The following is a 26,603-nucleotide window of genomic DNA, read 5'->3' as shown; positions in this document are numbered from 1 at the left end:
CGGGAAGGAGACGATCATGCTGAAGTTCATACGCGCGCCGCTGGCCATGCTGTGCCTGGCGATTCCGCTGGCCGCCGCCGCGGCCTACCCCGACCGGCCGATCACGCTCATCGTGCCCTCCGTGCCCGGCGGCGGCGCGGACGTGGCGGGCCGGCTGGTGGCCGCGGAGCTGGCCAGGCGGCTGGAGGTGCCGGTGATCGTCGAGAACCGGGCCGGGGTCGCGGGCATCATCGGCTCGCAGGCCGTGGCGCGGGCCAGGCCCGACGGTTATACGCTGCTGCTGGGCCTGGACGCTTCGTTTACCGCGGCGCCTTATCTGATGGAGGAGGCGCCGTACCGGACGGAGGATTTCGCGCCCATCGCCACGCTGGCCACCTTGCAGTACGTGCTGGTGGCCTCGCCCTCGGCGCCGTTCGGCTCGCTGCGCGAGCTGCTGGACCAGGCGCGGGCGCGCCCGGACACGATCACCTACGCCAGCGGCGGGCTGGGCTCGACGCATCATCTGGCCATGGCGCTGTTCGAGCACGATGCCGGCATATCGCTCAAGCACGTGCCGTACAAGGCCGCGCCGCAGGGCTTCGTGGGGGTGATGGGCAGCCAGGTCGATCTGATGTTCATCGTGGCCAGCACGGCGTTGCCGCAGGTCCGGGCGGGCAAGGTGCGCGGGCTGGCCAACGCCGGCACGGCGCCCATCGCGGGCGCGCCCGATTTGCCGATGATCGAGGAGGCCGTGCCGGGCTACACCTTCTATAGCTGGTTCGGCCTGTTCGCGCCGGCCAGGACGCCGGCGCCGGTGGTCGAGGCGCTGGGCAAGGCGGTGGCCGCCGCGCTCAAGAGCCCCGAGCTGCGCGACAAGATGCAGGCCCAGGGCATGATCGTGAGCGACGAAGGCGCCGAGGGCCTGCGCCAGCGCATCGCCCGCGACACCCGTGTTTTCGCTCCCATGCTCGCCGACATCAAGACCGCAGCCGCCAGACAGCCATGAAACCAGCCATGAAACGTCCCAATATCCTGCTCATCACCACCGACCAGCATCGCGGCGACTGCCTGGGCTACGCCGGACGGCGGGTCAAGACGCCGCACATCGACCTGCTGGCGCGCAACGGCACGCACTTCTCGGCCTGCATCACGCCCAACGTGGTCTGCCAGCCGTCGCGCGCGTCCATGCTGACGGGCCTGCTGCCGCTGACGCACGGGGTGTGCGACAACGGCATCGACCTGGACCTGCGCACCGGCGAGGCCGGCTTTGCCGGCAGCCTGGCCGCCGCGGGCTACGACACGGGCTTCATCGGCAAGGCGCATTTCTCCACTCACCACACCTTCGAGGCCACGGGGCGTCCGGAGTGCCAGTACAGCGAGGCGGCCCTGGGGCCGGGCTGGAACGGGCCGTACATGGGTTTCGAGCACGTGGAGCTGGTGGTCGAGGGCCACAACTACTGGCTGCCCACGCCGCTGCCCGGCGGCCTGCACCATTCGCGCTGGCACTACGGCGACGGGCTGGGGGAACTGCGCAACCAGCTCTACCAGAAGGACCTGGGGCCGCCCAGCGGTGCGCCGCAGACCTTCAATTCGGCGCTGCCGGCGGCCTGGCACAACTCGGCCTGGATCGGCGACCGGACCATCGAATACCTGCGCCGGCATGGCCAGGAGCGGCCGTTCTGCCTGTGGGCCTCGTTTCCCGATCCGCACCATCCTTTCGATTGCCCCGAGCCCTGGTCGCGCCTGCATCATCCCGACGAGGTCGATCTGCCGCGCCATCGCAGCACCGACTACGACCGCCGGCCGTGGTGGCACCGGGCCAGCATGGAAAGCAAGCCCATGGGCAATGCCGAGGTGCAGGCGCTGCGCCAGAACTTCTCGCGCATGCCGACGCCGTCCGAAGCGGCGCTGCGGCGCATCACCGCCAACTACTACGGCATGATTTCGCTGGTGGACCACCAGGTCGGGCGCGTCATGAAAGCGCTGGCCGAGTACGGGCTGGACCGGGACACCATCGTGATCTTCACGTCCGACCACGGCGAGTGGCTGGGCGACCACGGGCTGATGCTGAAAGGGCCGATGCCGTACGAGGGCCTGCTGCGCGTGGCCATGGTGGCCAGCGGTCCGGGCATCGAGGCCGGCCGGCAGGTGGCCGATCCGGTGTCGACGCTGGACCTGGCCGCCACCCTGTACGACTACGGCGGCGCCTCGGCCCTGGGGCCGGTGCACGGGCGCAGCCTGCGTCCGCTGCTCGAAGGCCGGGATGCCGGCCGCGCGTTCGCGCTCAGCGAATGGGACGTGGCGGCCTCGCGCTGCGGGGTCGAACTGAAGCTGCGCACGGCCCGCACCCGCGACTGGAAGCTGACGCTGGAACTGGATAGCGGCGCGGGCGAGATGTACTGCCTGGCCGAAGATCCGGACGAGATGGACAACCTGTTCGACGATCCCGGCTACGCGGCCCGGCGGCGCGAACTGACCGACATGATCAGGAGCCGTCCCGCCGACCAGCTGCCGGCGCGCCTGCCGGCTTCGGGCATCGCCTGAAGGCGCGCGCCGGCATTTGCTTTATATTCCCTGCGAATACCAATTTCCAGGGATACCCGGCCGGCTGCGACTGCGTCATAGTTCGGCGTGGGCAATGCCGCCCGCGCCTTTCTCATGACCGTCGCCATGCTTGCTTCCGAGTCGACCCTGCCTGCCCCGGTGCTGCTGGTGGAGGACGAACCCCTGATCTGCCGCCGGCTCGAAGGCCTGCTGCTGCAGCTCGGGTATGCGCCCGAGGCGCTGGTGTTCGCCGCCACGCTGGCCGAGGCGCGCGCCTGCCTGGCCACGCAGCCCGTGGCCCTGGCGCTGGTGGACCTGGGCCTGCCCGACGGCAACGGCACCGAACTGATCGCGGAAATGCACGCGGCCGATCCGGGGCTGGCGATACTGGTCATTTCGGCCTGGAGCACCGAGGACGCGATCCTGGCGGCGCTGCGGGCCGGGGCCACCGGCTATGTGCTCAAGGAGCGCGACGACCTGGAAGTGTCGCTGTCGATCCGCAGCGTGCTGCGCGGCGGCGCGCCCATCGACCCCTTCGTCGCGCGCCGCATCATCGAGGAATTGCGCCCCAGGCCGGCGGAGCCGGCAGGCGCGGCCGCCGGCGAGACGCTCAGTCCTCGCGAAAACCAGATTCTTCGCCTAGTATCCGAGGGGCTGGGAAACCGCGAAATCGCCGAGGAACTGCACCTGTCGCGCTACACCGTCGAATGCCACGTCAAGCACATCTACCGCAAGCTCGCCGTTTCCTCGCGCACCCGGGCGATCCACGCCGCGCGGTCGCGGGGGCTGCTCGATTGAGGCTGGCGATCCGGCTGGCGGTCTTGTGGCTGGCGCTGGCTTTTTCCCCGGTATGGGCGCAGGCGGAATGCACGGCCCAGGTGCTGTCGATCCAATCGGCGCAGGGCGATGCCGAGGGCGGCCGTCCCGGGCCGGACGCATGGCGGCCGGTGACGCTGCCCGATGACTGGACCGCGCGCTGGCCCGGCTACAGCGGTACGGCCTGGTATCGCATCGACTGGCGGGCGCAGTGCCCGGACGGGCGCGCCGGGCCGGTGGCGCTGGTGCTCGAATCGGTGGTCATGGCTGGCGAAGTCTACGTCAACGATGCGCGCATCTGGAGCGATCCGCAGCTGAGCGAGCCCCTGTCGCGCAGCTGGAACATGCCGCGCTACTGGCTCATCCCCGAGGCGCTGATGCGCGATGGCGTGAACACGCTGTGGCTGCGGGTGGTGGGCGTGGCCGAGCAGACGCCCGGCCTGGGGCCGGTCTACCTCGGAGAGCCCGGCCCGCTGCTGCGGCGCTACGAGGACCTGCGGTGGCGCAACCGCACGCTGTTCATGCTCAACCTGATCGTGTCGGCCGTCCTGGGCGGGCTGTGCTTCTGCATCTGGCTGATGCGCCGCGAGCAGCGCGCCTTTGGCTGGTATGCGCTGATGGCGCTGTTCTGGGTGCTGTTCATCGCCAACGTGCTGGTCACCAGCCCCTGGCCATTTGCCGACAGCATCGGGGCGGCGCGCGCCAACGCCATGGTGCTGGTGCTGTACGTGGCGTGCTTCTGCATTTTCACGTGGCGCTTCGGCGAGCAATCGCTGCCGCGCACCGAAAAGGCCTTGTGGATACTGTCCGCGGCGCTGCTGGCGGCGGTGGCCCTGGCGCCGCGGGCGCAGCTGCCCGAGATCCGGCTGGCCGCGGTGCTGACCGCGTCCGCCATTTTTTTCGCGAACTGCCTGCAGTTCCCGTTCCACGCCTGGCGCACCCGGCGGCCCGAAAACCTCATGCTGGCGGCCTGCCTGCTGGTGTTCCTGGCCGTCAGCGTCCATGACCTGCTGCGCATCCTCAAGCTCATCGCCAGCGACACCGCGTATACGCCGTTCACCAGCGTGGTGGTCACGCTGTGCATATCGGCCGTGCTGGGGCTGCGCCACGCGCGCAACGTGCGCCGCATCGAACGCTTCAGCCAGGATCTGGCCGTGGGCATCGCGCAGGCGCGCACCGAGCTGGCCACGACGCTGGAGCGCGAGCACGCGCTGGCGCTGGCCAATGCGCGCCTGCAGGACCGCCTGCAGATCGCCCACGACCTGCACGACGGCCTGGGCGGTTCGCTGGTGCGCATGATGGCCGCGGTGGAGCAGGCCAGCCAGCCGGTGCAGAGCCAGCAGTTCCTGTCCATGCTCAAGCTGCTGCGCGACGACCTGCGCCAGACCATAGACAGCGGATCGAGCGCGGGCGTGAAGGTGCCGGCCACCCCGCGCGAGTGGATCGCGCCGCTGCGCCACCGTTTCATGCAGCTTTTCGACGAACTGGAGATCCGCGCGAGCTGGGCGGTCCCGGCGCAGTGGCGCACGCCGCCCAGCGCCTTGCAGTGCATGGCGCTGACCCGGCTGGTCGAGGAATCGCTGGTGAACGTGCTCAAGCACAGCCGCGCGCGCCGCGTCGAGCTGGCGCTGCGCCAGCCCGAATCCGACAGCCTGGAGCTGCTGATCGAGGACGACGGCGCCGGTTTCGACGTGGCGGCGGTGCTGCGGGCCGGTATCAGCGTGGGCATGCGCAGCATGCACACCCGTATCGAGCGCGTGGGCGGCAGGCTGGAGGTGGCGTCCCGCCCGGGACGGACCGCGCTGACCGCCACGCTGGCGCTGCGCGCGTCCCAGCCCTGAGGCGCGCCGCTACCGGTTTTCGTCGCCTATCGTCAGCCCGCCGGCCTTCATGATGCGTTGGGCGATATCTTCGGCGGACTTGCCTTCGAAGCCATGTTCGCCCGCGACGATGCGCAGGTTGTCGCTTTCCAGCGGGGCCATGAGGGTGGCCGACGACAGCACCACGCCGTCGGCGCGCAGCTGGATGCGCTGGCCGACGCGCGCGCGGGTGAAGTCGGCCAGCGCCTTGGCGCTTTCCGGCTTCAGCGTGATTTCCACCGTGCGGGCCGAGGTGGCCGGATCGGCGCTCGCCGTCGCCTGCTGCGCCTGCAGCATGACCGTCTCGGCCTGCGCCGCGCAGGGCAAAAGCGCGGCCAGCAGGGCGGCGCGCAGCAAATGGCGGATGGGCGGCATGGAACTCTCCTTCCGGGCAACGGCCCGCGTTTTCGCATCCTAGCCTATCCCTTGGTGTTGTTAATCGGCCAGAAAATTCGACAAAAATGACGAATTTCTGAATAAAGCCTGACAAATAGTTGAATGCAATAATGGTAATGAATATCATTGGCCTTCTTATAAAACCAAGAGCGCATCCATAGCGCACCCGCCGCGGGGCGGTTTCCGAAAGAGTCCAATGAGCAAAGCAGAGAGTTTGACGGCCGGCGCCAAGGCCGGCGGCAGCATTTCGTCTACGAATTCCACGATCTACGCCGCGGTCTGCGGCGCCCTGATGTCGCCGGGCCTGGTCCTGGCGCAGGGCAGCCTGGCGCCGGGAGCGGTGCCGGAACTGTCGCCCGTGCAGGTGCAGGGCCAGGCGGTCAGCGACGGCTACGAGGCGAACGTCGCCTCGTCTCCCAAGATGACGGCGCCCCTGCTGGACACGCCGCGCTCGGTGACCGTGATCACCGAGCAGCTGATGCGGGACCGCGCCGCCTCGTCGCTGATGGACGTGCTGCGCACCGCGCCCGGCATCACTTTCGGCGCGGGCGAGGGCGGCACGCCCGCCGGCGACCGGCCCTTCGTGCGCGGCTACGAGGCCAGCACCGACATGATGGTCGACGGCATGCGCGACCTGGGCCGCTTCTCGCACGAGACCTTCAACCTGGAATCGGTCGAGATCCTGAAGGGCCCCAGCTCGGCCTACAGCGGGCGCGGTTCGACCGGCGGCAGCATCAACCTGGTCAGCAAGACGCCCAAGCTGGAAGACTTCGTCGAAGGCACGGTCGGCGTCGGCACCGACAAGAACTGGCGCCTGACCGGCGACGCCAACTGGGGGCTGGGCGAGAGTTCGGCGTTCCGCCTGAACTTCATGAAGCAGGGCGGCGACATCCCGGGCCGCGACCACGTCGAGACCGACCGCTGGGGCGTGGCGCCGTCGTTCACCTGGGGCCTGGGCACGCCGACCCAGGTCACGCTCAGCTACTACCACCTGCAGAACGACGACACGCCCGACCTGGGCATCCCGTTCAAGAACGAATCGCGCCCCGGGCGCGTGACGCCGCCCGACGTGGACCGCGACAACTACTACGGGCTGGTCGGGCGCGACTACCGCAAGAACCAGGCCGACATGGGCACCCTGATGGTGGAGCACAAGTTCAGCGACAGCCTGAAGCTGCGCAACGGCACGCGCTACACCCAGTCCAGCAACGAATACGCCATGACGCGCCCCTCGTTCGACAACTGCGCGGCGCGTACGGGCGGGCGGCCCAATCCGGCCTATGGCGTGGCGCCGTGCTCCACCGAGGCGCCGGGCGTGCAGATGACCAAGGCGCTGCGCACGCTGAACCAGACCAACCGGTCCTTCATCAACCAGACCGACCTGTTCGGCGAATTCCTCGCCGGCGGCGTGCGCCACAGCTATGCGGCCGGCCTGGAATACAGCAACGAGAAGATCATCAAGCGCGACGGCGTGCCCCGCGGCGGCTTCGACAAGGCCCTGATCGACGATCTCTACCACCCGAACCCGCACCAGGCCTATACCGGCAGCCTGAGCTGGGGCCCCAGGTACGACGCCGCCGAAACCATCACCCGCGCGGCCTACCTGTTCGACACGATGAAGTTCAGCGAGCAATGGGAGGCCAACGTCGGCCTGCGCTATGACAACTACCGCGTCACCAGCGGCGACGCGCAGCGCACCGACAATATGTGGAACTACCAGTTGGGCCTGGTTTACAAGCCCGCGCCCAATGGCAGCATCTACGTGTCCTACGGCACTTCGTCCAACCCGTCCGGCGAAACCGCGGCCCAGTCGGGCGGCGCCGACGGCGCGGCCGGCGGCCGCCTGACCGCGGACACGGCGCAACTGGCGCCGGAAAAGAGCCGCAGCATCGAAGTGGGCACCAAGTGGGACGTGTTCGACGAGCGCCTGTCGCTGACGGCGGCGGTGTTCGAGACCCGCAAGACCGACGCGCGCAGCGCCGACCCGATCACCGGCGACGTGACGCTGTCGGGCAGCAACCGCGTGCGCGGCATCGAACTGGGCGCGGCCGGCGCCATCACGCCGAAATGGCAGGTGTGGGCGGGTTACAGCTACATGGACCCCAAGGTCACCAGCTACCAGAGCGGCGGCACGGACTACAGCGGCAACCAGATGAAGTTCATTGCGCGCCAGAGCGCCAGCCTGTGGAGCACCTACCGCCTCATGCCCGAGCTGACGGTGGGCGCCGGCGCCACCTATACCGGCAAGCGCTACGTGGACGACGCCAACGTCTACCAGCTGCCCTCGTACTGGCGCTACGACGCGATGGCGTCCTACCAGTTCAACCGCAACTTCAGCCTGCAGCTCAACCTGAACAACCTGACCGACGAGACCATATACGAAGCCTCGCACGTGGGCCTGTTCAGCTACGTGGCGCCGGGCCGCTCGGCCATGCTGACCGCCACCTTCCGCTACGACTGAGGCGCGAAGCCGGCCCAGCCGCGGGGCCGGCCATGATTGCGCGCCGGTCCGCCATGGTCAAGAATGTTGCTCACCGAGTGTCGGCAACATCAAAGGAGCAACCATGGCAGACATCAAATCCGAAACCCAGGCCCTGTTCGACCAGGGCCTGGAACTGCGCCGCGAGGTGCTGGGCAGCGAATACGTGGACGGCTCGATGGCCCGGGCCAACGAGTTCATGATGGCGTTCCAGCACATCACCACCGAGTGGTGCTGGGGCTACACCTGGGGCCGGCCCGGCCTGGAGAAAAAGACCCGCAGCATGCTGAACCTGGCCATGCTGACGGCGCTGAACCGTCCGGCCGAAATCAAGCTGCACGTCAAGGGCGCGCTCAACAACGGCGTGACGGTCGAGGAGATCAAGGAGATCCTGCTGCAGGCCACCGTGTACTGCGGCATTCCGGCGGGCCTGGACGCCTTCAAGGCCGCCAATCAGGTGCTGGAGGAAGAGGGCGCCTTCAAGGCTGACGCGTCGTAAGCCGGCGCCGCCCGCCGCGGCGGGCATGAGTCTGATAAAGCGCGGCGGCGTCCCGGACGCCGTGCTTTCGCTGGCATAGTCTGCGGCACTTCAACGGACGGATTCCGTCGCGCCAGCCGCATGACCCTACCACCGCAGTCCTTCCCGCGGGCGCTTCCATGAGCGCCGTCATCACGCTGCTGCGTCCGCAGCAATGGCTGAAGAACGGCTTCGTGCTGATCGGGCTGATCTTCAGCAACGGCTGGGCCGATCCCCGCCTGGTGTTTGCCGTGTGCGTGGGCTTCGTGGCGTTCTGCCTGGCGTCCAGCGCGGCCTACGTGCTGAACGACTACCACGACCGCGGCGCCGACGCCGCGCATCCCGTAAAGCGCCATCGTCCCATCCCGGCCGGCCGGGTCGGGCTGCGCGAGGCGCGCGCGCTGATGCTGCTGCTGGCCTGGGGCGCCCTGGCCATTCCGCTGGGCACGGGACAGTGGGCGGTGGCGCTGGCCGTGGCGGTCTATTTGCTGCTCAACGTCGCCTACAGCCTGAGCCTGAAGCATCACGTGCTGGTGGACGTTTTCTGTATTTCAGCCGGCTTCATGCTGCGGCTGGCCTGCGGCACGTATGCGGTGGGCGTCGCGCCCTCGCGCTGGATGCTGCTGTGCAGTTTCATGCTGACCCTGTTCCTGGGGTTCGCCAAACGCCGCGCCGAAATCGCCGTGCGCGCCGAAGGCGCGCGCAGCGTGCTGCAAGACTACAGCGCCCAGCTGCTGGATGCGCTGGTCGCCATTACCGCCTGCGCCAGCCTGCTGGCCTACGGGCTGTACACCGTGGACCCGGAGGTCGCGGCGCTGCACGGCACCGACCATCTCATCGCCACCCTGCCCATCGTCACCTTCGGGGTGTTCCGTTACCTGTACCTGCTGTACCGGGAAGGCGCGGGCCAGGAGCCGGGCCGCGATCTGCTGGCCGACGGCCAGATCCGCCTGGCGGTGCTGGCCTGGGCGGCGGCGGCCATCCTGTTGCTGGGAGCATGAACATGACTGCGCTGGCGCGAATGTTCGCCTTCGAGCGTCCGGGCTTGCGCCGGTTCCTCCTGTGCTGCGCCTATGTGGTGGTCGCGGCCGCGGCGTTCAACGGCTTCTACACCAAGTGGCGGCTCAATGACGGCAATCCGGCCCTGAGCCTGGCGCACATGGTGGAGGGCACGGCCCACCGTCCCTATGTGTACCGGCAATTCGTGCCCGCGCTGGCCAACGGCATCCAGGCGCTGCTGCCGCCGGCGATGGTGGCGCGCATCTCCGCGCGCCTGGCGCGGCCGGAGCGGGTCGACAGCCGCTGGGGCCTGGCGATGCGCTATCCGGCCTCGGAATCGCTGATCCCCGCGGTCGCGCTGCGCTATCACCTCGTCTATTACCTGGCCTTTCTCGCGCTGGTGGCCGCGCTTTTCGTCATGCGGCGCGTATGTCTGCGGGCCGGCGCCGACCGGATGGGCGCGACCCTGGCGCCGGCCGCCGTCGCGCTGCTGCTGCCGTTCTTCCTGACCGGGGGCGGCTATTTCTACGACTTCTTCGAACTGCTGTTCATGATGGGCGCGGTGCTGCTGGCGCTGGGCGCGGATCGCCGCCGGCCGCTGCGCATGCTCGGGCTGCTGGTATTGACCGGCGTGGCGGCCTGGAACAAGGAAGCCTTTTTCTTTTTCGCGCTCTCGCTCTATCCGCTGTTGCGCCGCGGGCTGCCGCGCTGGCAGGCCGGCGCGCTGGTGATGGGCATGCTGGCGATAAGCGGCTGCGTATACCTGGCGCTGCGCTTGCGTTATGCCGGCAATCCGGGGGGAACCGTCAGTTATCAGCTGTTGCATACCCTGCGCTTTTACGTCAATCCGGGCAACTGGCTGCTGACGGAAAGCACCTACGGCGTGCTGCTGCCGCGCGGCTTCGGCATCGTGAGCGCGCTGGCGCTGGCCGGCGTGGCGGCCGCCGGCTGGGAGCGTCTGCCGCCGGCGCTGCGCCGGCACGCGCGCCTGGCCCTGTGGATCAATCTGCCGCTCTTCCTGCTGTTCTGCTCGCCGGCGGAAATGCGCAACCTGAGCATGCTGTACCCCACGCTGACATGCCTGATGGCCCTGGCGCTGGATCGGTGGGCGCGGGAACGGCCGCCGCCAACGGGTTAGCCCTAGGTGTGGGGAATCGTCAAAGTTGTATGATGACCCGATTACTTCCAGCGCTGTTTCCCATGTCCGAAGAAGCCCGCATCCGCGAAGAAATCTGCACGGTAGGCGCCAGCCTGTACGACCGCGGCTACACGGTCGGGGCGGCCGGCAACATCAGCGCGCGGCTCGACGACGGCTGGCTGATCACGCCCACCGACGCCTGCCTGGGCCGGCTGGACCCGGCGCAGCTGGCCAAGGTGGACGCGGCCGGCAACTGGGTGTCGGGCGCCAAGCCTTCCAAGACCCTGGCGCTGCACCAGGGCATTTACCGCGCCAGCCCGCAGTCGCGCGGCGTGGTCCATACGCATTCCACCCACCTGGTGGCCCTGACCCTGGCCGGCGTGTGGCGGACCGACGAAGTGCTGCCGCCCATCACGCCTTACCAGGTCATGAAGGTGGGGCGGATTCCGCTGATCGGCTATCGCCGTCCGGGCGATGCGCAGGCCGCGGCCGAGGTCGCGGCCGTGGCGGCGCAGGTGCGCGGGGCCTTGTTCGAGCGGCTGGGGCCGGTGGTGTGGGAGCGCTCCGTGTCGCACGCCTCTCATGCGCTGGAAGAACTGGAAGAAACGGCCAGGCTGTGGCTGATGAGCGATCCGCGCCCGCAGCCGCTGAGCGCCGAGGCCATCGAAGAACTGCGCGCCGTCTTCGGCGCGCGCTACTAGGAGCCGCCATGCCGCGCCTGGCCGCCAACCTGAGCATGATGTATGCCGAGCACCCGTTCCTGGACCGTTTCAAGGCGGCGGCGGACGATGGATTTGCCGGCGTGGAGTTCCTGTTTCCCTACGAATTCGCGGCGGCCGACCTCAAGGCGCGGCTGGCCGATCACGGCCTGACGCAGGCCTTGTTCAATGCGCCGCCCGGCGATTGGGAAGCCGGCGAGCGGGGCATCGCCTCGCTGCCCGGCCGCGAGGACGAATTCCGCCGCGGCCTGGACCGGGCGCTGGAATATGCGGCCGCGCTGGGCTGCCGCCGGCTGCACGTGATGGCCGGCCTGATCCGCCCGGACCAGGACCGCGAGGCGCATCGCCAGGCCTATCTGGAGAACCTGGCGCGGGCTGCGCTGGCGGCGGCGCCGGCCGGCATCACCGTGGTGATAGAACCCATCAACCCGCGCGACATGCCGGGCTTTTTCCTCAACCGCCAGGACGAGGCCCAGGCCATCTGCGCCGAAGTCGGTGCCGACAACCTCAAGGTGCAGTTCGATATCTACCACTGCCAGATCGTGGAAGGCGACATCGCCATGAAGCTGCAGCGCGACATGGCGGGCATCGGCCACATCCAGATCGCGGGCGTGCCGGACCGCCACGAGCCAGACCTGGGCGAGCTGAACTACCCTTATCTGTTCGAGCGCATCGACGCGCTGGGCTACGCCGGCTGGATCGGCTGCGAATACCGCCCCAAGGCCGGCACCTCCGCCGGCCTGCGCTGGGCGCGACCCTATCTTTGCGGCACTGGGCACTCATCATGAAAATACTGATTACTGGCGGCGCGGGCTTTCTGGGCCAGCGGCTGGCTCGCAAACTGCTGGAACGGGGCGCGCTGGCGCTGGATGGCGGCGCGCCCCAGCCCATCGGCCGGATCGATCTGCTGGACGTGGCCGAGGCGGGCGCCTGCGCCGATCCGCGCATGCGGTCGCTGGTCGGCGACATCGCCGATCCGGCCGTGCTGCGCCAGGCCATCGACGCCGATACCCGCGTCATCTTCCACCTGGCCGCCATCGTCAGCGGCCAGGCCGAGACCGACTTCGACCTGGGGATGCGGATCAACCTGGACGCCTCGCGCGCGCTGCTCGAAACCTGCCGCCAGCTCGGCCATCGCCCGCGCGTGATCTTCACCAGTTCGGTGGCGGTGTACGGTGGCGACTTGCCCGAGACGGTGCGCGACGACACCGCGCTCAATCCCCAGTCGTCCTACGGCACGCAAAAGGCGATTGCCGAGCTGCTGCTGGCCGACTACACGCGGCGCGGCTACGTCGATGGCCGCGTGTTGCGCCTGCCGACCATCAGCGTGCGCCCGGGCCGTCCGAACGCGGCGGCCTCGTCGTTCGCCAGCGGCATGATCCGCGAACCGCTCAACGGCGAGGCGGCGGTCTGTCCGGTCGGCCCCGATACCCGGCTGTGGCTGCTGTCGCCGCGCGGCGCGATCCAGGCGCTGATCGCCGGCTGCGAGCTGCCGGCCGCGGCAGTGGCCGACCGCCGGCCGATCAACCTGCCGGGCGTGTCCGTCACCGCCGGCGACATGCAGCAGGCGCTGCGCGAGGTGGCCGGCGACGAGGTCGCCGACCGCATCGCCTGGCAGGCGGACGAACGGGTCGAGCGCATCGTCGGCAGCTGGCCCGGACGCTGGGACACGACGCGCGCGGCCGCGCTGGGGCTGCAGGGCGAGCGCGATTTCGCCGAAATCATCCGCGCCTACCTGGCCGACGACCTGCCGCGCTGAACGCCGGGCTTTCTGGATCTCCATACCATGAACCATCCGCAGACTACTCCGCGCCGCGTCGGCGTGATCGGCCTGGGCGCCATGGGCGCGGGCATCGCGCAAAGCCTGCGCCGCGCCGGCCACGAGGTGCATGCCTACGACATCCGGCCCGGCGTGGCCGAGGCCTACGCGGCCGAGGGCGGCGTGGCCTGCGCCTCGCTGGCCGAGATGGCGCAGGCCTGCGACATCGTGATCAGCGTGGTCGTCAACGCACAGCAGACCGAGGCGGTGCTGTACGGCGACGGCGGCATCGCCGCCGCGCTGCGCCCGGGCGCCGTGTTCGTGATGTGCTCCACCGTGGACCCGAACTGGTCGGTCGCGCAGGAGGCGCGCCTGGCCGGGCTGGGCGTGCTGTACGTGGACGCGCCCATCTCCGGCGGCGCGGCCCGTGCCGCCGCGGGCGAAATGACCATGATGACCGCCGCCCGGCCGGCCGCCTACGAGGCCTGCGGCGGCGTGCTGGAATCGATGGCCGGCAAGGTGTATCGCCTGGGCGACCGGGCGGGGGCGGGCAGCAAGGTCAAGATCATCAACCAGCTGCTGGCCGGCGTGCATATCGCGGTCGCCGCGGAGGCCATGGCGCTGGGCCTGCGCGAAGGGGTGGACGCCGACGCGCTGTACGAAGTCATCACCCACAGCGCCGGCAACAGCTGGATGTTCGAGAACCGCATGGCCCACGTCCTGGCCGGCGACTACACGCCGCTGTCGGCGGTGGACATCTTCGTGAAGGACCTGGGCCTGGTGCTGGACACTGCGCGCCACAGCAAGTTTCCGCTGCCGCTGGCGGCGACCGCGCACCAGATGTTCATGCAGGCCTCGTCGGCCGGGCATGGCCGCGAGGACGACAGCGCCGTGATCAAGATTTTTCCGGGAATCCTCCTGCCGGAGCCGAAATGAGCCTCAAACTGGGTTGCATCGCCGACGATTTCACGGGGGCCACGGACCTGGCCAACAATCTGGTGCGCGCCGGCATGCGCGCGGTGCAGACCATCGGCGTGCCGGGCGCGCCGCTGCGCGGCGACGCCGACGCGGTGGTGGTGGCGCTGAAAACCCGCACCCTGCCCGCCGACGAGGCCGTGGCGCAGTCGCTGGCGGCGCTGGACTGGCTGCAGGCGCAGGGCGCCGAGCAGATCTATTTCAAGTACTGCTCCACCTTCGACAGCACGCCGCGGGGCAATATCGGTCCGGTCATCGACGCCCTCATGGCGCGCCTGGGCACGGATTTCACCATCGCCACGCCGGCCTTTCCGGACAACGGGCGCACGGTGTTCAAGGGCTATCTGTTCGCCGGCGACGTGCTGCTGAACGAATCGGGCATGCAGCATCATCCGCTCACGCCCATGACCGATCCCAACCTGGTGCGCGTGCTGTCGGCGCAGACCTCGCGCAAGGTCGGGCTGATCGACTATGCCGTGGTGGCGCGCGGCAGCGACGCGATCGGCGCGCGCATGCGCGAGCTGGCATCCGAGGGCGTCGGGATCGCCATCGTCGATGCGGTCGGCAACGCCGACCTGCTGGCCCTGGGCCCGGCGCTGCGCGGCATGCCGCTGGTGACCGCCGGCTCGGGCGTGGCGATCGGCCTGCCGGCCAACTGGGGTTTGGCGCCCGGCGGGCGCGCCGCACTGGCGCGCGTGCCGGGGCCGCAGGCGGTGCTGGCCGGCAGCTGCTCGGCCGCCACCAACGGGCAGGTCGCGGCCTTCATCGAAAGCGGGCGGCCGGCGCTGGCGCTGGACCCGCTGCGGCTGGCGGCCGGCGACGACGTGGCCGGCGAGGCGCTGGCGTGGGCCGCGCCGCGGCTGGCCGACGGACCGGTGCTGATCTATTCCACCGCGCAGCCCGAGCAGGTGCGCCAGGCCCAGGGCGCGCTGGGCGCCGAACGCGCCGGCGCGCTGGTCGAGGCGGCGCTGGCGCGCATCGCGGCCGGACTGGTCGAACGCGGCGTGCGACAGCTGATCGTGGCCGGCGGCGAGACCTCGGGCGCGGTGGTGCAGGCGCTGGGCCTGGAGCAGATCGCCATCGGCGAACAGATCGACCCGGGCGTGCCGTGGTGCGCGGGCTATGCGCCCGCCGCGCAAGGGGACATCAGCATTGCGCTGAAGTCGGGGAACTTCGGTACACGGGATTTTTTCATCAAGGCATTCGCCAAGGCGTTTGCCTAACGATGCGCCTGCCGCAGCCGCCTGGCTGCGTTCACCATATGGATGCGGGCCGCTTCGCGCGCGCCGTCGACGTCCTTGTTGCGTATGGCTTCGACGATGGCGGCGTGTTCCTGCAGCACGTCGCGCATGAGGTTGGCGTGGCGCGCCTCGTTGCCGCGCGTGACGCGGGTGGCGGCTTCGAGGAACTGGCTGACGAAGGCCAGCGTGGTCAGGAAGTACGGGTTGCCGGTGGCGCGCGCGATGCTGCGGTGAAACGCCACGTCTTCCTTCACGCCGTCGCCGCCGTCCGCGACCGCCTGCGAGATCGCGGCCAGCGCCGCGTCGATGTCGGCCATGTCCTGCTTCTTGCGCATGGCGGCGGCCTGCGCGGCGATTTCGGTTTCCAGCGCGCGGCGCAGGTCCACGATATGCAGCACCGCCTCGATCGAGGACAGCTCGGCCGCGTCGATGCGCAGGGGGCGGTTGCCGGTGGCGGCGGTGACGTACACGCCGCTGCCCTGGCGCGCCTCGACCACGCCGTCCTGGCGCAGCCGGGACACGGCTTCGCGGATGACGGTGCGGCTGACGCCGAACTGCTGCGCCAGCGTGGTCTCGGGCGGCAGTTTGGCGCCGGGCGGCAGGCGGCCCGTGTCGATCTCGGCGCGCAGCTGCTTGGCGACCGTATCGGTCAGCGTGGGCGGGGAGGGAAGTCGGGGAAACGACATGGATGCGCAGCGCCTGGGAATGAGCCGCACACGAGTCGGCGGGGCAGCGTCGATGATAACCGCTAGGCGCGCGCCGCGCGGCTCAGGGTTGCGCGGGCAGGCAGCCCTGGCTTTCCAGGTACTGTAGGAAACGCTGGTCGGCGGGGCTGAGGCCGGCCTGTTCGTGGCGGGCCAGGTAGACCGGCAGGACGATGGGCGGCAGCGGCAGTTCGGCCATGCCGGGGTCCTGCGCGGCATAGCGCCTGGGCAGCGCGCCGATGCCGGCGCCGGCGCGCACCAGCGCGGCCAGCGATTCGCAGTCCGGCGCCTCGGCCACGGTGGGGCCTTCCAGGCCGGCGCGTATGCGGTGCACGGACAGCGCGGCCAGCGGCGAGCCGGTCTGCTCGTCCTCGAAGCCGATCACCGGCGCGGCGTGCGGATCATCGGCGCCGTGGACCGCGCCGTGGCCCATATAGTGGCCCATTTCCTGGTCGAACAGCTTGCGCTGCACCAGCACCGGGCGCGCGTCGCGCGCCGACACCACGCCCAGCGTGGCGTGCTTCTGGGCGAGCTGGCCGAGGATGTCGGCGCAGGTTCCGCGCTTGACGCGAAAGCGCACCAGCGGATATTGCTGGCGGTAGCCGGCGATCAGGGCCGGCAGTTCCGGCCAATGGATATGTCCGCTCAGGTGCAGCGTGACGATGCCCTGCACCACGCCGTGGGCGGCGTCCAGCGCCTTGGGCAGCGCCGTGACGATGCCGTAGATATCGGCGCAGTGCCGGTACAGCACCTCGCCGGCGGCGGTGGGCTGGAAGGCGGCAGCGCCGCCGCGTTCGATCAGGCGACGTTCCAGGCGCTCCTCCAGCCGGCGCAGCGCGGCGCTGACCGAGGGCTGGGTCACCGACAGGCGGTGCGCGGCCAGCGTGATGCTGCGCTCCTGCACGATCACCATGAAGGTGCGCAGCAGGTTCCAGTCCAGCTGATTGGCGAATTTGTCCAGGAGAGCGGTCATGCCGGGCGACTCGTATCAGCGTGCAGTTTTACCATTCCCGGTCCGGCTTCGGTGTCAGGGCGCCGGCGCATACAGGTGGCAGCGCGCCTCGTGCGCCGCCCCGGTGGCGTACAGGCCGGGCTGCGCGGCGTCGCAGCGGCCCGCGATGGCCTTGCCGCAGCGCGAAGCGAAGGCGCAGCCGCGCGGCAGGTCGATGGGCGAGGGAATGTCGCCCTGCAGCGTGATGCGCCGCTCGGGCTGGCGGCCCTCCGGCACGGGGATGGCGTCGATCAGCGCCTCGGCATAGGGATGGCGGGGCTGGACGAACACTTCTTCGGTGGGGCCTTGTTCGACGATGCGGCCCAGGTACATGACCGCCACGCGCGGGCACAGGGCGCGGATCACGGCCAGATTGTGCGAGATGAACAGATAGGAAAGGTTGAAGCGCGCCTGCAGCTCTTTCAGGAAGCTCAGGATCTGCGCCTGCACCGATACGTCGAGCGCCGAAGTGGGTTCGTCCAGCACCAGCAGCCTGGGCTTGAGCGCGATGGCGCGCGCGATGCAGACGCGCTGCTTCTGGCCGCCGGACAGCTCGTGCGGATAGCGGCTCAGGAACTGGGCCGGCAGGCCGACCATCTCCATCAGTTCGGCCGCCTGCGCGCGCAGGCGCGCGCCGCGCAGGTCGGTGTGCAGGATCAGCGGCTCGGACACGCTGCGCAGAATCGTCATGCGCGGATTCAGCGCGGAATGCGGGTCCTGGAAAATGAACTGCACCGAGCGGCGCAACGCGCGCAGGTCGCGCGGGCTCAGCCGGGTCACGTCGCGGCCGTCGAAGTGCACGCTGCCGCTGGTGGGGTCCAGCGCCCGCGCGCACAGGCGGCCCAGCGTGGACTTGCCGCAGCCGGACTCGCCCACCAGCCCCAGCGCCTGGCCGGGTTCGATGCCGAAGCTCACGTCGCTGACGGCGTGCAGGCTGCGGCCGTCGTTCATGCGGAATTCTCGGGAGACGGAGCGCAGTTCAAGCAGCATGGGCATCGGGCTCGTGGGCCGGGCGCCGGGCCAGCAGCAGGCAGGCGGCGCTGTGTTGAGGGGCTAGGGAAACCGTGGCCGGCCGCTGTTGGCTACAGGCGGGCACGGCCGCGCTGCAGCGCGCCTGGAAACGGCAGCCGGCCGGCGGATGCAGCAGGTTGGGCACGGTGCCGGGGATGCCAGCCAGCATCTGCGCCGGCTTGCGCGGATGCGGCACGGACGCCAGCAGGCCGCGGGTGTAGGGATGGCGCGGATCGTCGAACAGGCTGGCGACCGGCGCGGTTTCGACCACGGTGCCGGCATACATCACCGCGACGCGGTCGCACACGCGCGAGATCACGCCCAGGTCGTGGGAGATCAGCAGGATGGCCAGGCCCAGGTCGCGCCGCAGTTCGTCCAGCAGGTCCAGGATCTGCGCCTGGATGGTGACGTCCAGCGCCGTGGTGGGCTCGTCGGCGATCAGCAGCGACGGCGAGCCGGACAGCGCCATGGCGATCAGCACCCGCTGGCGCTGGCCGCCGGACAGCTGGTGCGGATAGCGGGCCAGCTGCGTGTCCGGATTGGGCAGGTGCACGCGCGCCAGCATGTCCGCGGCCAGTTGCCGGCGCTGGCGCGCGCTGCGGCGTTGCGCGCGCGGCTTGGCGGCGTCGTGCGCGGCGATCACGGCCGACATCTGGTCGCCGATGGTGAACAGCGGATTCAGGTACGTCATGGGGTCCTGGAAGATCATCGCGATCTCCACGCCGCGTATCCTGCGCATGGCGGCTTCGTCCAGGCCCAGCAGGCTCTGCCCGCGGTAGCGCAGGTCGCCGCCGGCCACGCGCGCCGGCGGACTGGGCACCAGCCCCAGCACGCTCTTGGCGGTGACCGACTTGCCGCAGCCGGTTTCGCCCACGATGCCCAGGCTTTCGCCCGGGGCGATGCTGAGCGTGACGCCGTCGAGCGCCTGGTAGCAGCCGTCGAAGGTGTCGAAATGCAGGCGGAAGTCGTCGAATTCCAGCAGGGGAGCCGTCATGGTGTCAGCTCCGCTGCTTGGGATCGAGCACGTCGCGCAGGCCGTCGCCGATCAGGTTGAAGCCCAGCACCGTGAGGTAGATGGCCAGGCCAGGAAAGGCCGAATACCACCACCATTGCGGCAAATAGTTGCGTCCCACGGAAATCATCGCGCCCCACTCCGGCGAGGGCGGCTGCGCGCCCAGGCCCAGAAAGCCCAGGCTGGCCGCGCTGAGAATCGCCATGCCCATGTCCATGGACGCCTTGATGACGATGGGCGAGACGCAGTTGGGCAGGATGTGCACGAACACGATGCGCAGCGGCCCGGCGCCCATCATGCGGGCGGCGTCGATGTAGACCTCGCCCTTGAGCGACAGCGTCTTGGCCTGGACCAGCCGCACATAGCCCGGCCACCACACCAGCGACAGCGCGATCATGGCGTTCAGGATGCCCGGCCCCAGCGCGCCCACGATGGCGATGGCCAGCACCAGCCCCGGCACCGACAGGAAGATGTCGGTGACGCGCATGATCAGCTCCTGCACGCGGCCGCCGAAGTAGCCGGCGATCACGCCCAGCGGCACGCCGATCAGCACGGCGATGCCGGTGATGGTCAGCCCGATCTGCAGCGAAGTGCGCGCGCCCAGCAGCACACGCGACAGGATGTCGTTGCCCATTTCGTCGGTGCCGAACCAGTGCGCCGGGCTGGGCGGCAGCAGCTTCTGCGCCAGCTTGACGGAGCCGGCCGCGTCTTCCGGATAGGGCGCCAGCCAGGGCGCGAACAGCGCCACCAGCAGGAAGCCGACGACGATGGCCAGCCCCAGCATCGCGGACTTGTTGCGCGCGAAGGTGGCGGCGTACAGCCGCAGCTGGCGCGACAGCCCGTGGCGGGCCGGTTGCGGCTGCGGCGGGGAAATGGCGGTGGTGGTGGACATGAGGCTCAGCCCTGATGGCGGACGCGCGGGTCCAGCGCGCCGTAGACGATGTCGATGACGAAGTTGATCAGCATGAAGCTCGCGCCCAGCACCAGCGTGACGCCCATGATGGGCTGGAAGTCCGAGTTCATCGTGGCCTGCACCGCGTACAGCCCGATGCCGGGCCAGTCGAACACCGATTCGATCAGCACGGTGCCGCCCAGCATCCAGCCGAAGCGCAGGCCTATCATGGCCAGGGTCGGCAGCATGGCGTTGCGCAGGGCGTACTTGGCGATCACGCGCCACGGCGCCACGCCGTGCGCGCGCGCCGCCACGATGTAGTCCTGGCGCAGCACTTCCAGCATCTCGGCGCGGTTGACGCGGATGATGGACGCCAGCGCCGGAAACGCCAGCGCCAGCGCCGGCAGGATCATGTAGCCCAGGGCCGAGGCGAAGGTCTCGACGTCGCCATGCAGCAGGCTGTCCACGGTGTAGAAGCCGGTGATGGTGTCGGGCGGAAAGGCCAGCATGTCCAGCCTGCCGCCCAGCGGCAGCCATTCCAGGTGCTGCGCGAACACGTATTTCAGCAGCAGCCCCAGCGAGAACATCGGAAAGGCCACGCCCGAGGTCGACAGCAGGCGGATGAGGTGGTCGGGCCAGCGGTTCTGCGTGGCCGCGGCCACGGTGCCCAGCAGCACGCCGCCCACGATGGCCAGCAGGATGGAGAAGCACACCAGTTCCAGCGTGGCCGGGAAAAAGCGCAGCAGGTCCTGGAACACCGGCCGGGTGGTGGTGATGGAGCGCCCCAGGTCGCCCTGCACCACGCCGCCGAGGTAGGTGGCGAACTGCGCCAGCACCGGGCGGTCCATGCCGTATTCCTCACGGATGGTCTGCACCATGGCATCGGTGGCGTTGGGGCCAGCCGCCAGGCGGGCCGGGTCGCCCGGCGCGACATGCGAGATGGTGAAGGTGATGGCCAGCAGGCCGGCCAGCATCAACAGCATGAACGCCGAGCGTTTGACGATGAAGCGCAGCATGCTAGCGGCCGATGTACAGCGGATACAGGTCGAATTCGCTGGCCATGCGGATCGGCGAGTCCACCAGGCCCTGCACGTAATCGCGCGAGGCCGTGGTGCGGTCGCGGATCATGCCGAAGATCTCGGGCTGGGCGGCCACGATGCGGCGCTGGATGTCTTCGTACAGCGGCTTGCGCTCGGACCAGGCGGACAGCGTGCGGGCGCGTTCGATCAGCGCGAACAGTTCCGGATCGTTCAGGAAGTGCGTGCCGTAGTACTGGCCCCAGGAACCCTTGTGGTACATGTAGGCGACCGAATCGGGATCGATCGACATGACCGAGGTGAACGAGGCGAAGATGTCGGGCGAGGTATCGGCCTTGGCGCCGCGCGCCACCATGTTGGGCCAGGTCAGCGGCACCATGCGCACGCCGATGCCCAGCGGCTTGAGGTTGTCGATCAGCAGCAGGCCCATCTGGCGTTCTTCCTCCAGGCCCTGCACGTACACGTATTCCAGTTCGATGCCGCCCTGCGGCCATTTCGATTTGGCCAGGTACTGGCGCGCGCGCTCCATGTCGCGGCGCGGCATCTCCGGCATCGCCATGTATCCCTGCACCGACGGCGAGAACGGGCTTTCCATCAGGCGCGCCTTGCCGTTGTAGATCTTCAGCAGCGATTCGTAGTCGAACGCGTAGGCCAGCGCGCGGCGCAGGTTCAGGTCCGACATGTACTTGCCCTGGGTGTTGAACTTCAGGCCGAATCCGCCCATGCCGGGCTTGCGTCCGATCTTCACGCCCTTGACCGAAGAGAGCTGGTCGATGTCCTCGGGCGAGAGGCTGGCGGCGATGTCGATCTCGCCGCGCGCCAGCGCCGCGCGGCGGCTGGAGTTCTCGGTGATGACGCGGTAGATGATGCCGCCCAGGCGCGCCTTCTCGGGCTGCGACCAGCCCTTCCAGTAGTCGTTCCAGGTTTCCAGCTCGTACAGGGAGTTCGGCTCCACGCGCTTGACGCGGAACGGGCCGGAGCCGGCCGTGTGTTCGGTCAGCCATTGCTGGCCGTAGTCGCCGTTCTGTTCGTGTTCCATCGCCTGCTTGACGTTGACGATGTACCACCACGGCATCAGACCCAGGAACGCGGCGTAGGGGCGCGTGAGCTTGAAGCGGATGGTCTGCGGGTCGTCCACCACGATGTTCTCGGGCTTGAGGAAGTCCGCGTACATCCAGGCCGGTCCCTTGTTCAGCTTGAGCGTGCGCTCGAACGAGGCCTTCACGGCGGCGGCGTCGACGGGGTCGCCGTTCTGGAAGCGGGCGCGCGGGTCGAGCTTGAAGGTCCATTCCGAGGCGTCGGCGTTGGACGACCACGAGGTCGCGAGCCAGGGCTTGAGTTCGGGCGGATCGCCTTCGTACTTGAGCAGCGCGTCGTAGGTGGCCTGCTGGATGGTGCGGATGGACAGGTCGTATTTCTGCGCCGGGTCCATCACGGAGACGGCCTGCTGGCCTCCGATGACGAGGATGCGCTTGCCGTTGGAGGTTTCGAACGCATGCGAGGCCATCGGCGCGCAGGCGATGGTCGCTGCCAGAAGAAAGGTGCTGAGGCGTTGCCGCATTGGTGTTTCCCCTTGTATATCGCTTGCCGGTCGGTGCCGGAGGCCGTGGCCCGATATTTGCAGATGCATCAGGCCACGGCAAATAAATACGAAGAATGCGGCACATAGGTTCAACACATGCAGGCGCATGATTTGGGTCTATGCGAGACATGCGCATATTCAATTTGCCCGCCGTATTCGCAGCGAAGTAAGGTTTGTTTCCCATTCCGGCTCACTTCTGACTTCATCGAACCATGCTATCTGTAGCCGCAAGCACGAACACCGGAACGCGCGTCGTTTCCGCCGAAGAGATGGAAGCCCTGGCCGTGGGCGCCTGGATTCTGGGCACCGGCGGCGGCGGCGATCCCTACCAGAAACTGTTGAACATGCGCCAGCTGTACAAGAAGGGCTACAGCGTTTCGCTGCTGGACCCCATGTACCTGGAAGACGAAGACCGCGTGGCGGTGGTGTCGGGCATGGGCGCGCCGCTGGTCGGTCAGGAACGCCTGGCCGATCCGCATTTCGCGGTCAAGCCGGTGCGCATGATGGAGGAGTATTGCGGCGCGCGCTTTCGCGCCGTGATGGCCTTGGAGATCGGCGGCGGCAACGGCCTGCAGCCCTTCATGGTGGCGGCCCTGACCGGCCTGCCGGTGGTCGACGCCGACAGCATGGGCCGGGCCTATCCCGAAGCCCAGATGACGAGCTTCGCCGCCAACGACTTGCCCATGTATCCGCTGGCGGTGGCCGACATCCGCGACAACGAAGTCATCGTCACCCGCGCGGCCTCGGCCACCTGGGTCGAGCGCCTGAGCCGCAAGGTGGTGGTCGAAATGGGCTCCACGGCGGCGACCTGCAAGACGCCGCGCCGCGGCAGCGAGGTCAAGGACCACGGCATTCTCTACACCGTCAGCAAGGCCATCCGCCTGGGCGAAGTGGTGCTGCGCGCGCGCCGCCAGCATGCCGACGTGATCGGCGCCGTGCTGCAGGAGACGGCCGGCAAGCGCATGTTCAGCGGCAAGGTCATCGACGTGGAACGCCGCACCACGGCCGGCTTTCTGCGCGGCCGCGCGGTGCTGGAAGGGCTGGGCGAGGACCGCGGCTCGCGCTACACGCTGCACTTCCAGAACGAATTCTCGGTGGGCGAGCGAGACGGCGTGCCCGAGGTCATGACGCCCGACCTGATCTGCGTGCTGGACTCGGTCAGCGGCGACGGCATCGGCACCGACGTGCTGCGCTTCGGCCAGCGCGTGAGCGTGCTGGCGCTGCCCGCGCCTGCCGTTTTCACCACGCCGCGCGGCCTGGAGCTGGTCGGTCCGCGCGCCTTCGGTTTCGACTTCGACTATCGCTCGGTCTTCGCATAGAGCCCTCACATGAAACACATAGGCATAGACGTAGGCGGCACCAACACGGACGCCGTATTCGTGCAGGACAACAAGGTGCTGGGCGCGGTCAAGTCGCCCACCACCGCTGACGTCACCAGCGGCGTGCGGCGCGCGCTGGCCGCGCTGATCCAGGCCTGCCCGCAGGCCGGCGAGCCCGACGCGGTGATGATAGGCACCACCCATTTCACCAACGCCGTGGTGCAGCGGCGCGACCTGGAGCCGGCCGCCGCGCTGCGCGTGTGCCTGCCGGCCGCTGCCTCGCTGCTGCCGTTCTGCGACTGGCCGGAGGACCTCGCGCAGAAGGTCAACGGCGGCACCTACCTGGTGCAGGGCGGCCATGAATTCGACGGCCGCGAACTGATGCCGCTGGACGAACGCGCGGTGCGCGACGCCGCGCGCGCCATCCGCGCCTCGGGCATTTCCACGGTGGCGGTCAGCGGCGTGTTCTCGCCGCTGATCGGCGCGGCCGAACTGCGCGCCGGCGAGATCCTGCTGCAGGAGCATCCCGATTGCCGCATCACCTATTCGCACCAGCTGGGCCGCATCGGCCTGCTGGGCCGCGAGAACGTGGCGCTGTTGAACGCCACGCTGATCGACCTGGCGCACAAGACCACCGACGCCTTCGTGCAGGCGCTTGCCGACAGCGGCATCCGCGCGCCGCTCTTTCTGACGCAGAACGACGGCACGGTCACGCTGGCCGAGAACGCGCGCGATTTTCCCGTGCATTCCTTCGCGTCCGGCCCCACCAACTCCATGCGCGGGGCCGTGTTCCTGGCCTCCATCAACGACGCCGTGGTCTGCGACGTGGGCGGCACCACGGCCGACGTGGGTTATGTGCACAACGGCTTTCCGCGCCAGGCCAACAACATGGTGGAAGTGGGCGGGGTGCGCACCGCGTTCCGCATGCCCGACCTGCTGTCCATCGGCGTGGGCGGCGGCACGCTGGTGGACCCGCAGACGCTGCGGGTCGGCCCGGTCAGCGTCGGCCACCGCCTGCTCGAAGAGGCGCTGGTGTTCGGCGGCACGCAGCTCACCTGCACCGACATCGCGGTTGCCGCGGGCCTGGCGGACATCGGCGACCGTTCCCGCGTGGCGCATCTGGACCCGGCGATGGTGCGCGGCGCGCTGGCGCGCATGCACGACGCCATTTCCGAAGCCTGCGACCGCATGAAAAGCGACGCGCGCGAGGTGCCGCTGATCGCGGTGGGCGGCGGCTCGGTGCTGATCCCGGATCGGGTCGCGGGCTTTTCCGAAGTGGTGCGCGTCGAGAACCACGCCGTGGCCAACGCAGTGGGCGCGGCCATCGCGCAGGTCTCGGGCGAGGTCGACCAGATCTTCACCAACCTGGGCCGCGAGGAACTGCTGGAGCGCGCGCGCGGCATCGCGGTCGAGCGCGCCGTGGCCGCCGGCGCGGACCCCGCCACGATCAGCGTGATCGAACAGGAAGACATTCCGCTGGCCTACCTGCCGGGCAACGCCGTCCGGGCGCGGGTCCGCGTGGTGGGCGAGATCGCCGGCCGCGCGCACTAGGCACGGGAACCTGGGTTGCACCTGCTGCCGCCATTTCCGGCGTCGGGTTGCACCCGCGCGCGGCGGGCGCGCCGCCGCGCGCATGCAAGAGGCTCGCAATAATGGGTTATCCCTAGTTGAGCCGCGCAGCAACCCGTCGATATGCTCTGGTTAACCGTAGATACCGCAGGTTTCTACCCAGGATACTAGCCGGCTGCTGCTGACAAGGAACCAGGGATTTGCATAACGCGCCTCCTTTGAACTCGGCCGCCACGGCCGTCCGGGACCGGACCCTGCGGGTGATTCCGTGGGCGACGTGGTTGCATCGCGTCTTCGTCGTGCTCATGTACGCGTTCATGCTCAGCCCCATCGTGCTGGTGGTCTGGCTGAGCTTCTTCAAGGACGCCATTCTCTACTTCCCGCCGTCGGGCTATACGCTGTCCTGGTACGTGAAGGCCTGGGAAAACCCGGCTTTCGCCAACGGCTTCATCTTCAGCCTGCAGGTCTCGCTGGTGGCGGCCGCCATCGGCGTGGCCCTGGGCGTGCTGGCCGCGGTCGGCATCGCGCGCTACCGCTTCAGCGGCAGCAAGAGCATCAACACCCTGCTGCTGTCGCCGCTGCTGATTCCCGGCATCGTGGCCGGCGTGGGCATCTACCTGTTCTATCTGCGCGCCGAAGAAGCGCTGGACCAGGACATCATCGGCACCTTCGGCGGGCTGGTGATCGCGCACATCTGCCTCACCATTCCGTGGACGGTCCGGCTGGTCACGGCCGGCATGGCTGGCCTGGACGGCTCCATCGAAGAGGCCGCGCGCAACCTGGGCGCCAGCGCGCCGGTCGCGTTCATGCGGGTCACGCTGCCCATGCTGCGCCCGTCCATCGTGGCCGCGGCGCTGTTCAGCTTCGTGGTGTCGTTCGAGAACCTGGAGCTGTCGCTGTCGTTGGTCGGCCCCGGCCGCACCACCTTGCCGATCGCGATCATGCAGTACCTCGAATTCAACCTGGACCCGACCATCGCCGCGGTGGCCTCGGTGCAGATTCTGCTGTTGGGCATCATCATGCTAGTGACCGACCGCTACGTGAAACTCAGTCAGGTGGTATAGA

24 protein-coding genes are annotated in these 26,603 nt (G+C 69.0%); 16 read left to right on the top strand and 8 right to left on the bottom strand.

Features of this window, described 5'->3' with window-relative positions; translation table 11 throughout:
* Nucleotides 1-16: 16 nt before the first annotated feature.
* The 4 genes from AC1IQ6_RS25425 (at nt 17) to AC1IQ6_RS25410 (ending at nt 5,180) form a co-directional block, all read left to right on the top strand.
* Complete coding sequence (locus tag AC1IQ6_RS25425) at nt 17-985, top strand: tripartite tricarboxylate transporter substrate binding protein (protein WP_485865472.1); 969 nt, start codon at nt 17-19, stop codon at nt 983-985.
* Nucleotides 986-993: 8 nt separating this feature from the next.
* On the top strand, nt 994-2,523 hold the full coding sequence (locus tag AC1IQ6_RS25420; protein ID WP_485865471.1) for a sulfatase-like hydrolase/transferase: 1,530 nt from the start codon (nt 994-996) through the stop codon (nt 2,521-2,523).
* A gap of 114 nt (nt 2,524-2,637) precedes the next feature.
* The gene (locus AC1IQ6_RS25415; RefSeq protein WP_209166538.1) at nt 2,638-3,321 is read left to right on the top strand and encodes a LuxR C-terminal-related transcriptional regulator; all 684 of its coding nucleotides are present in this window, start codon (nt 2,638-2,640) and stop codon (nt 3,319-3,321) included.
* A complete protein-coding gene (locus AC1IQ6_RS25410) occupies nt 3,231-5,180 on the top strand; it encodes a sensor histidine kinase (protein ID WP_485865470.1) in 1,950 nt (649 codons plus the stop codon). The genes AC1IQ6_RS25415 and AC1IQ6_RS25410 overlap by 91 nt, the downstream gene beginning before the upstream one ends.
* Nucleotides 5,181-5,189: 9 nt before the next feature.
* Here AC1IQ6_RS25410 and AC1IQ6_RS25405 read toward each other — a convergent pair whose 3' ends face one another.
* On the bottom strand, nt 5,190-5,573 hold the full coding sequence (locus tag AC1IQ6_RS25405) for a SecDF P1 head subdomain-containing protein (protein ID WP_485865469.1): 384 nt from the start codon (nt 5,571-5,573) through the stop codon (nt 5,190-5,192).
* Between the two features lie 217 nt (nt 5,574-5,790).
* Here AC1IQ6_RS25405 and AC1IQ6_RS25400 point away from each other — a divergent pair, with 217 nt between their 5' ends.
* The 9 genes from AC1IQ6_RS25400 to otnK all read left to right on the top strand — a co-directional run bounded on the left by AC1IQ6_RS25400 (nt 5,791) and on the right by otnK (nt 15,403).
* On the top strand, nt 5,791-8,055 hold the full coding sequence (locus AC1IQ6_RS25400; protein ID WP_111826811.1) for a TonB-dependent receptor: 2,265 nt from the start codon (nt 5,791-5,793) through the stop codon (nt 8,053-8,055).
* Nucleotides 8,056-8,158: 103 nt separating this feature from the next.
* Nucleotides 8,159-8,572, top strand: coding sequence for a carboxymuconolactone decarboxylase family protein (locus tag AC1IQ6_RS25395; protein ID WP_102775324.1), 414 nt, complete (start codon nt 8,159-8,161; stop codon nt 8,570-8,572).
* Between the two features lie 158 nt (nt 8,573-8,730).
* Entirely contained in the window at nt 8,731-9,591 is an 861-nt protein-coding gene (locus tag AC1IQ6_RS25390) for a decaprenyl-phosphate phosphoribosyltransferase (protein WP_485865468.1), read from the top strand.
* A 2-nt stretch (nt 9,592-9,593) separates the two neighbouring features.
* On the top strand, nt 9,594-10,727 hold the full coding sequence (locus AC1IQ6_RS25385; RefSeq protein WP_258231529.1) for a hypothetical protein: 1,134 nt from the start codon (nt 9,594-9,596) through the stop codon (nt 10,725-10,727).
* Nucleotides 10,728-10,789: 62 nt separating this feature from the next.
* Nucleotides 10,790-11,428, top strand: a complete 639-nt coding sequence (gene otnC / locus AC1IQ6_RS25380) for a 3-oxo-tetronate 4-phosphate decarboxylase (RefSeq protein ID WP_111826808.1) — start codon at nt 10,790-10,792, stop codon at nt 11,426-11,428.
* Nucleotides 11,429-11,436: 8 nt separating this feature from the next.
* Entirely contained in the window at nt 11,437-12,234 is a 798-nt protein-coding gene (gene otnI / locus AC1IQ6_RS25375; protein ID WP_102775328.1) for a 2-oxo-tetronate isomerase, read from the top strand.
* Complete coding sequence (gene denD / locus AC1IQ6_RS25370) at nt 12,231-13,205, top strand: D-erythronate dehydrogenase (RefSeq protein WP_102775329.1); 975 nt, start codon at nt 12,231-12,233, stop codon at nt 13,203-13,205. Before otnI ends, denD begins: the two co-directional genes overlap by 4 nt.
* A gap of 27 nt (nt 13,206-13,232) precedes the next feature.
* Nucleotides 13,233-14,141 carry an L-threonate dehydrogenase gene (gene ltnD / locus AC1IQ6_RS25365; RefSeq protein WP_111826806.1) on the top strand — a complete coding sequence of 303 codons (909 nt, stop codon included), beginning with the start codon at nt 13,233-13,235 and terminating at the stop codon, nt 14,139-14,141.
* Entirely contained in the window at nt 14,138-15,403 is a 1,266-nt protein-coding gene (otnK, locus tag AC1IQ6_RS25360) for a 3-oxo-tetronate kinase (RefSeq protein WP_102775331.1), read from the top strand. Before ltnD ends, otnK begins: the two co-directional genes overlap by 4 nt.
* On the opposite strand, the gene AC1IQ6_RS25355 is transcribed toward otnK, so the two are convergent.
* The 7 genes from AC1IQ6_RS25355 to AC1IQ6_RS25325 all read right to left on the bottom strand — a co-directional run bounded on the left by AC1IQ6_RS25355 (nt 15,400) and on the right by AC1IQ6_RS25325 (nt 22,629).
* Nucleotides 15,400-16,107: a FadR/GntR family transcriptional regulator gene (locus AC1IQ6_RS25355; RefSeq protein WP_102775332.1), complete on the bottom strand. Its 708-nt coding sequence runs from the start codon at nt 16,105-16,107 to the stop codon at nt 15,400-15,402. The genes otnK and AC1IQ6_RS25355 overlap by 4 nt on opposite strands.
* 82 nt (nt 16,108-16,189) lie before the next feature.
* On the bottom strand, nt 16,190-17,098 hold the full coding sequence (locus AC1IQ6_RS25350; RefSeq protein ID WP_102775333.1) for a LysR family transcriptional regulator: 909 nt from the start codon (nt 17,096-17,098) through the stop codon (nt 16,190-16,192).
* A 54-nt stretch (nt 17,099-17,152) separates the two neighbouring features.
* Entirely contained in the window at nt 17,153-18,106 is a 954-nt protein-coding gene (locus AC1IQ6_RS25345; protein ID WP_246842534.1) for an ABC transporter ATP-binding protein, read from the bottom strand.
* A complete protein-coding gene (locus AC1IQ6_RS25340; RefSeq protein WP_102775335.1) occupies nt 18,096-19,121 on the bottom strand; it encodes an ABC transporter ATP-binding protein in 1,026 nt (341 codons plus the stop codon). Before AC1IQ6_RS25340 ends, AC1IQ6_RS25345 begins: the two co-directional genes overlap by 11 nt.
* 4 nt (nt 19,122-19,125) lie before the next feature.
* On the bottom strand, nt 19,126-20,031 hold the full coding sequence (nikC, locus tag AC1IQ6_RS25335) for a nickel transporter permease (RefSeq protein WP_102775336.1): 906 nt from the start codon (nt 20,029-20,031) through the stop codon (nt 19,126-19,128).
* Nucleotides 20,032-20,036: 5 nt separating this feature from the next.
* On the bottom strand, nt 20,037-21,047 hold the full coding sequence (locus AC1IQ6_RS25330) for an ABC transporter permease (protein WP_485865467.1): 1,011 nt from the start codon (nt 21,045-21,047) through the stop codon (nt 20,037-20,039).
* A 1-nt stretch (nt 21,048) separates the two neighbouring features.
* Nucleotides 21,049-22,629 (bottom strand): ABC transporter substrate-binding protein, encoded by a 1,581-nt coding sequence (locus AC1IQ6_RS25325; RefSeq protein WP_485865466.1) that lies wholly within the window; start codon nt 22,627-22,629, stop codon nt 21,049-21,051.
* A gap of 290 nt (nt 22,630-22,919) precedes the next feature.
* Here AC1IQ6_RS25325 and AC1IQ6_RS25320 point away from each other — a divergent pair, with 290 nt between their 5' ends.
* The 3 genes from AC1IQ6_RS25320 (at nt 22,920) to AC1IQ6_RS25310 (ending at nt 26,602) form a co-directional block, all read left to right on the top strand.
* Nucleotides 22,920-23,969 (top strand): S-methyl thiohydantoin desulfurase family protein, encoded by a 1,050-nt coding sequence (locus AC1IQ6_RS25320; RefSeq protein ID WP_246842533.1) that lies wholly within the window; start codon nt 22,920-22,922, stop codon nt 23,967-23,969.
* Nucleotides 23,970-23,978: 9 nt separating this feature from the next.
* Complete coding sequence (locus AC1IQ6_RS25315; RefSeq protein WP_485865465.1) at nt 23,979-25,520, top strand: hydantoinase/oxoprolinase N-terminal domain-containing protein; 1,542 nt, start codon at nt 23,979-23,981, stop codon at nt 25,518-25,520.
* Between the two features lie 323 nt (nt 25,521-25,843).
* Nucleotides 25,844-26,602, top strand: a complete 759-nt coding sequence (locus AC1IQ6_RS25310) for an ABC transporter permease (protein WP_246842540.1) — start codon at nt 25,844-25,846, stop codon at nt 26,600-26,602.
* Nucleotide 26,603: the final 1 nt, after the last annotated feature.

The organism is Achromobacter sp. MUI-25009338 (genome assembly GCF_057359325.1).
The sequence above is the reverse complement of the archived record's forward strand: the minus strand, read 5'-3'. Positions and strand labels throughout refer to the sequence as shown.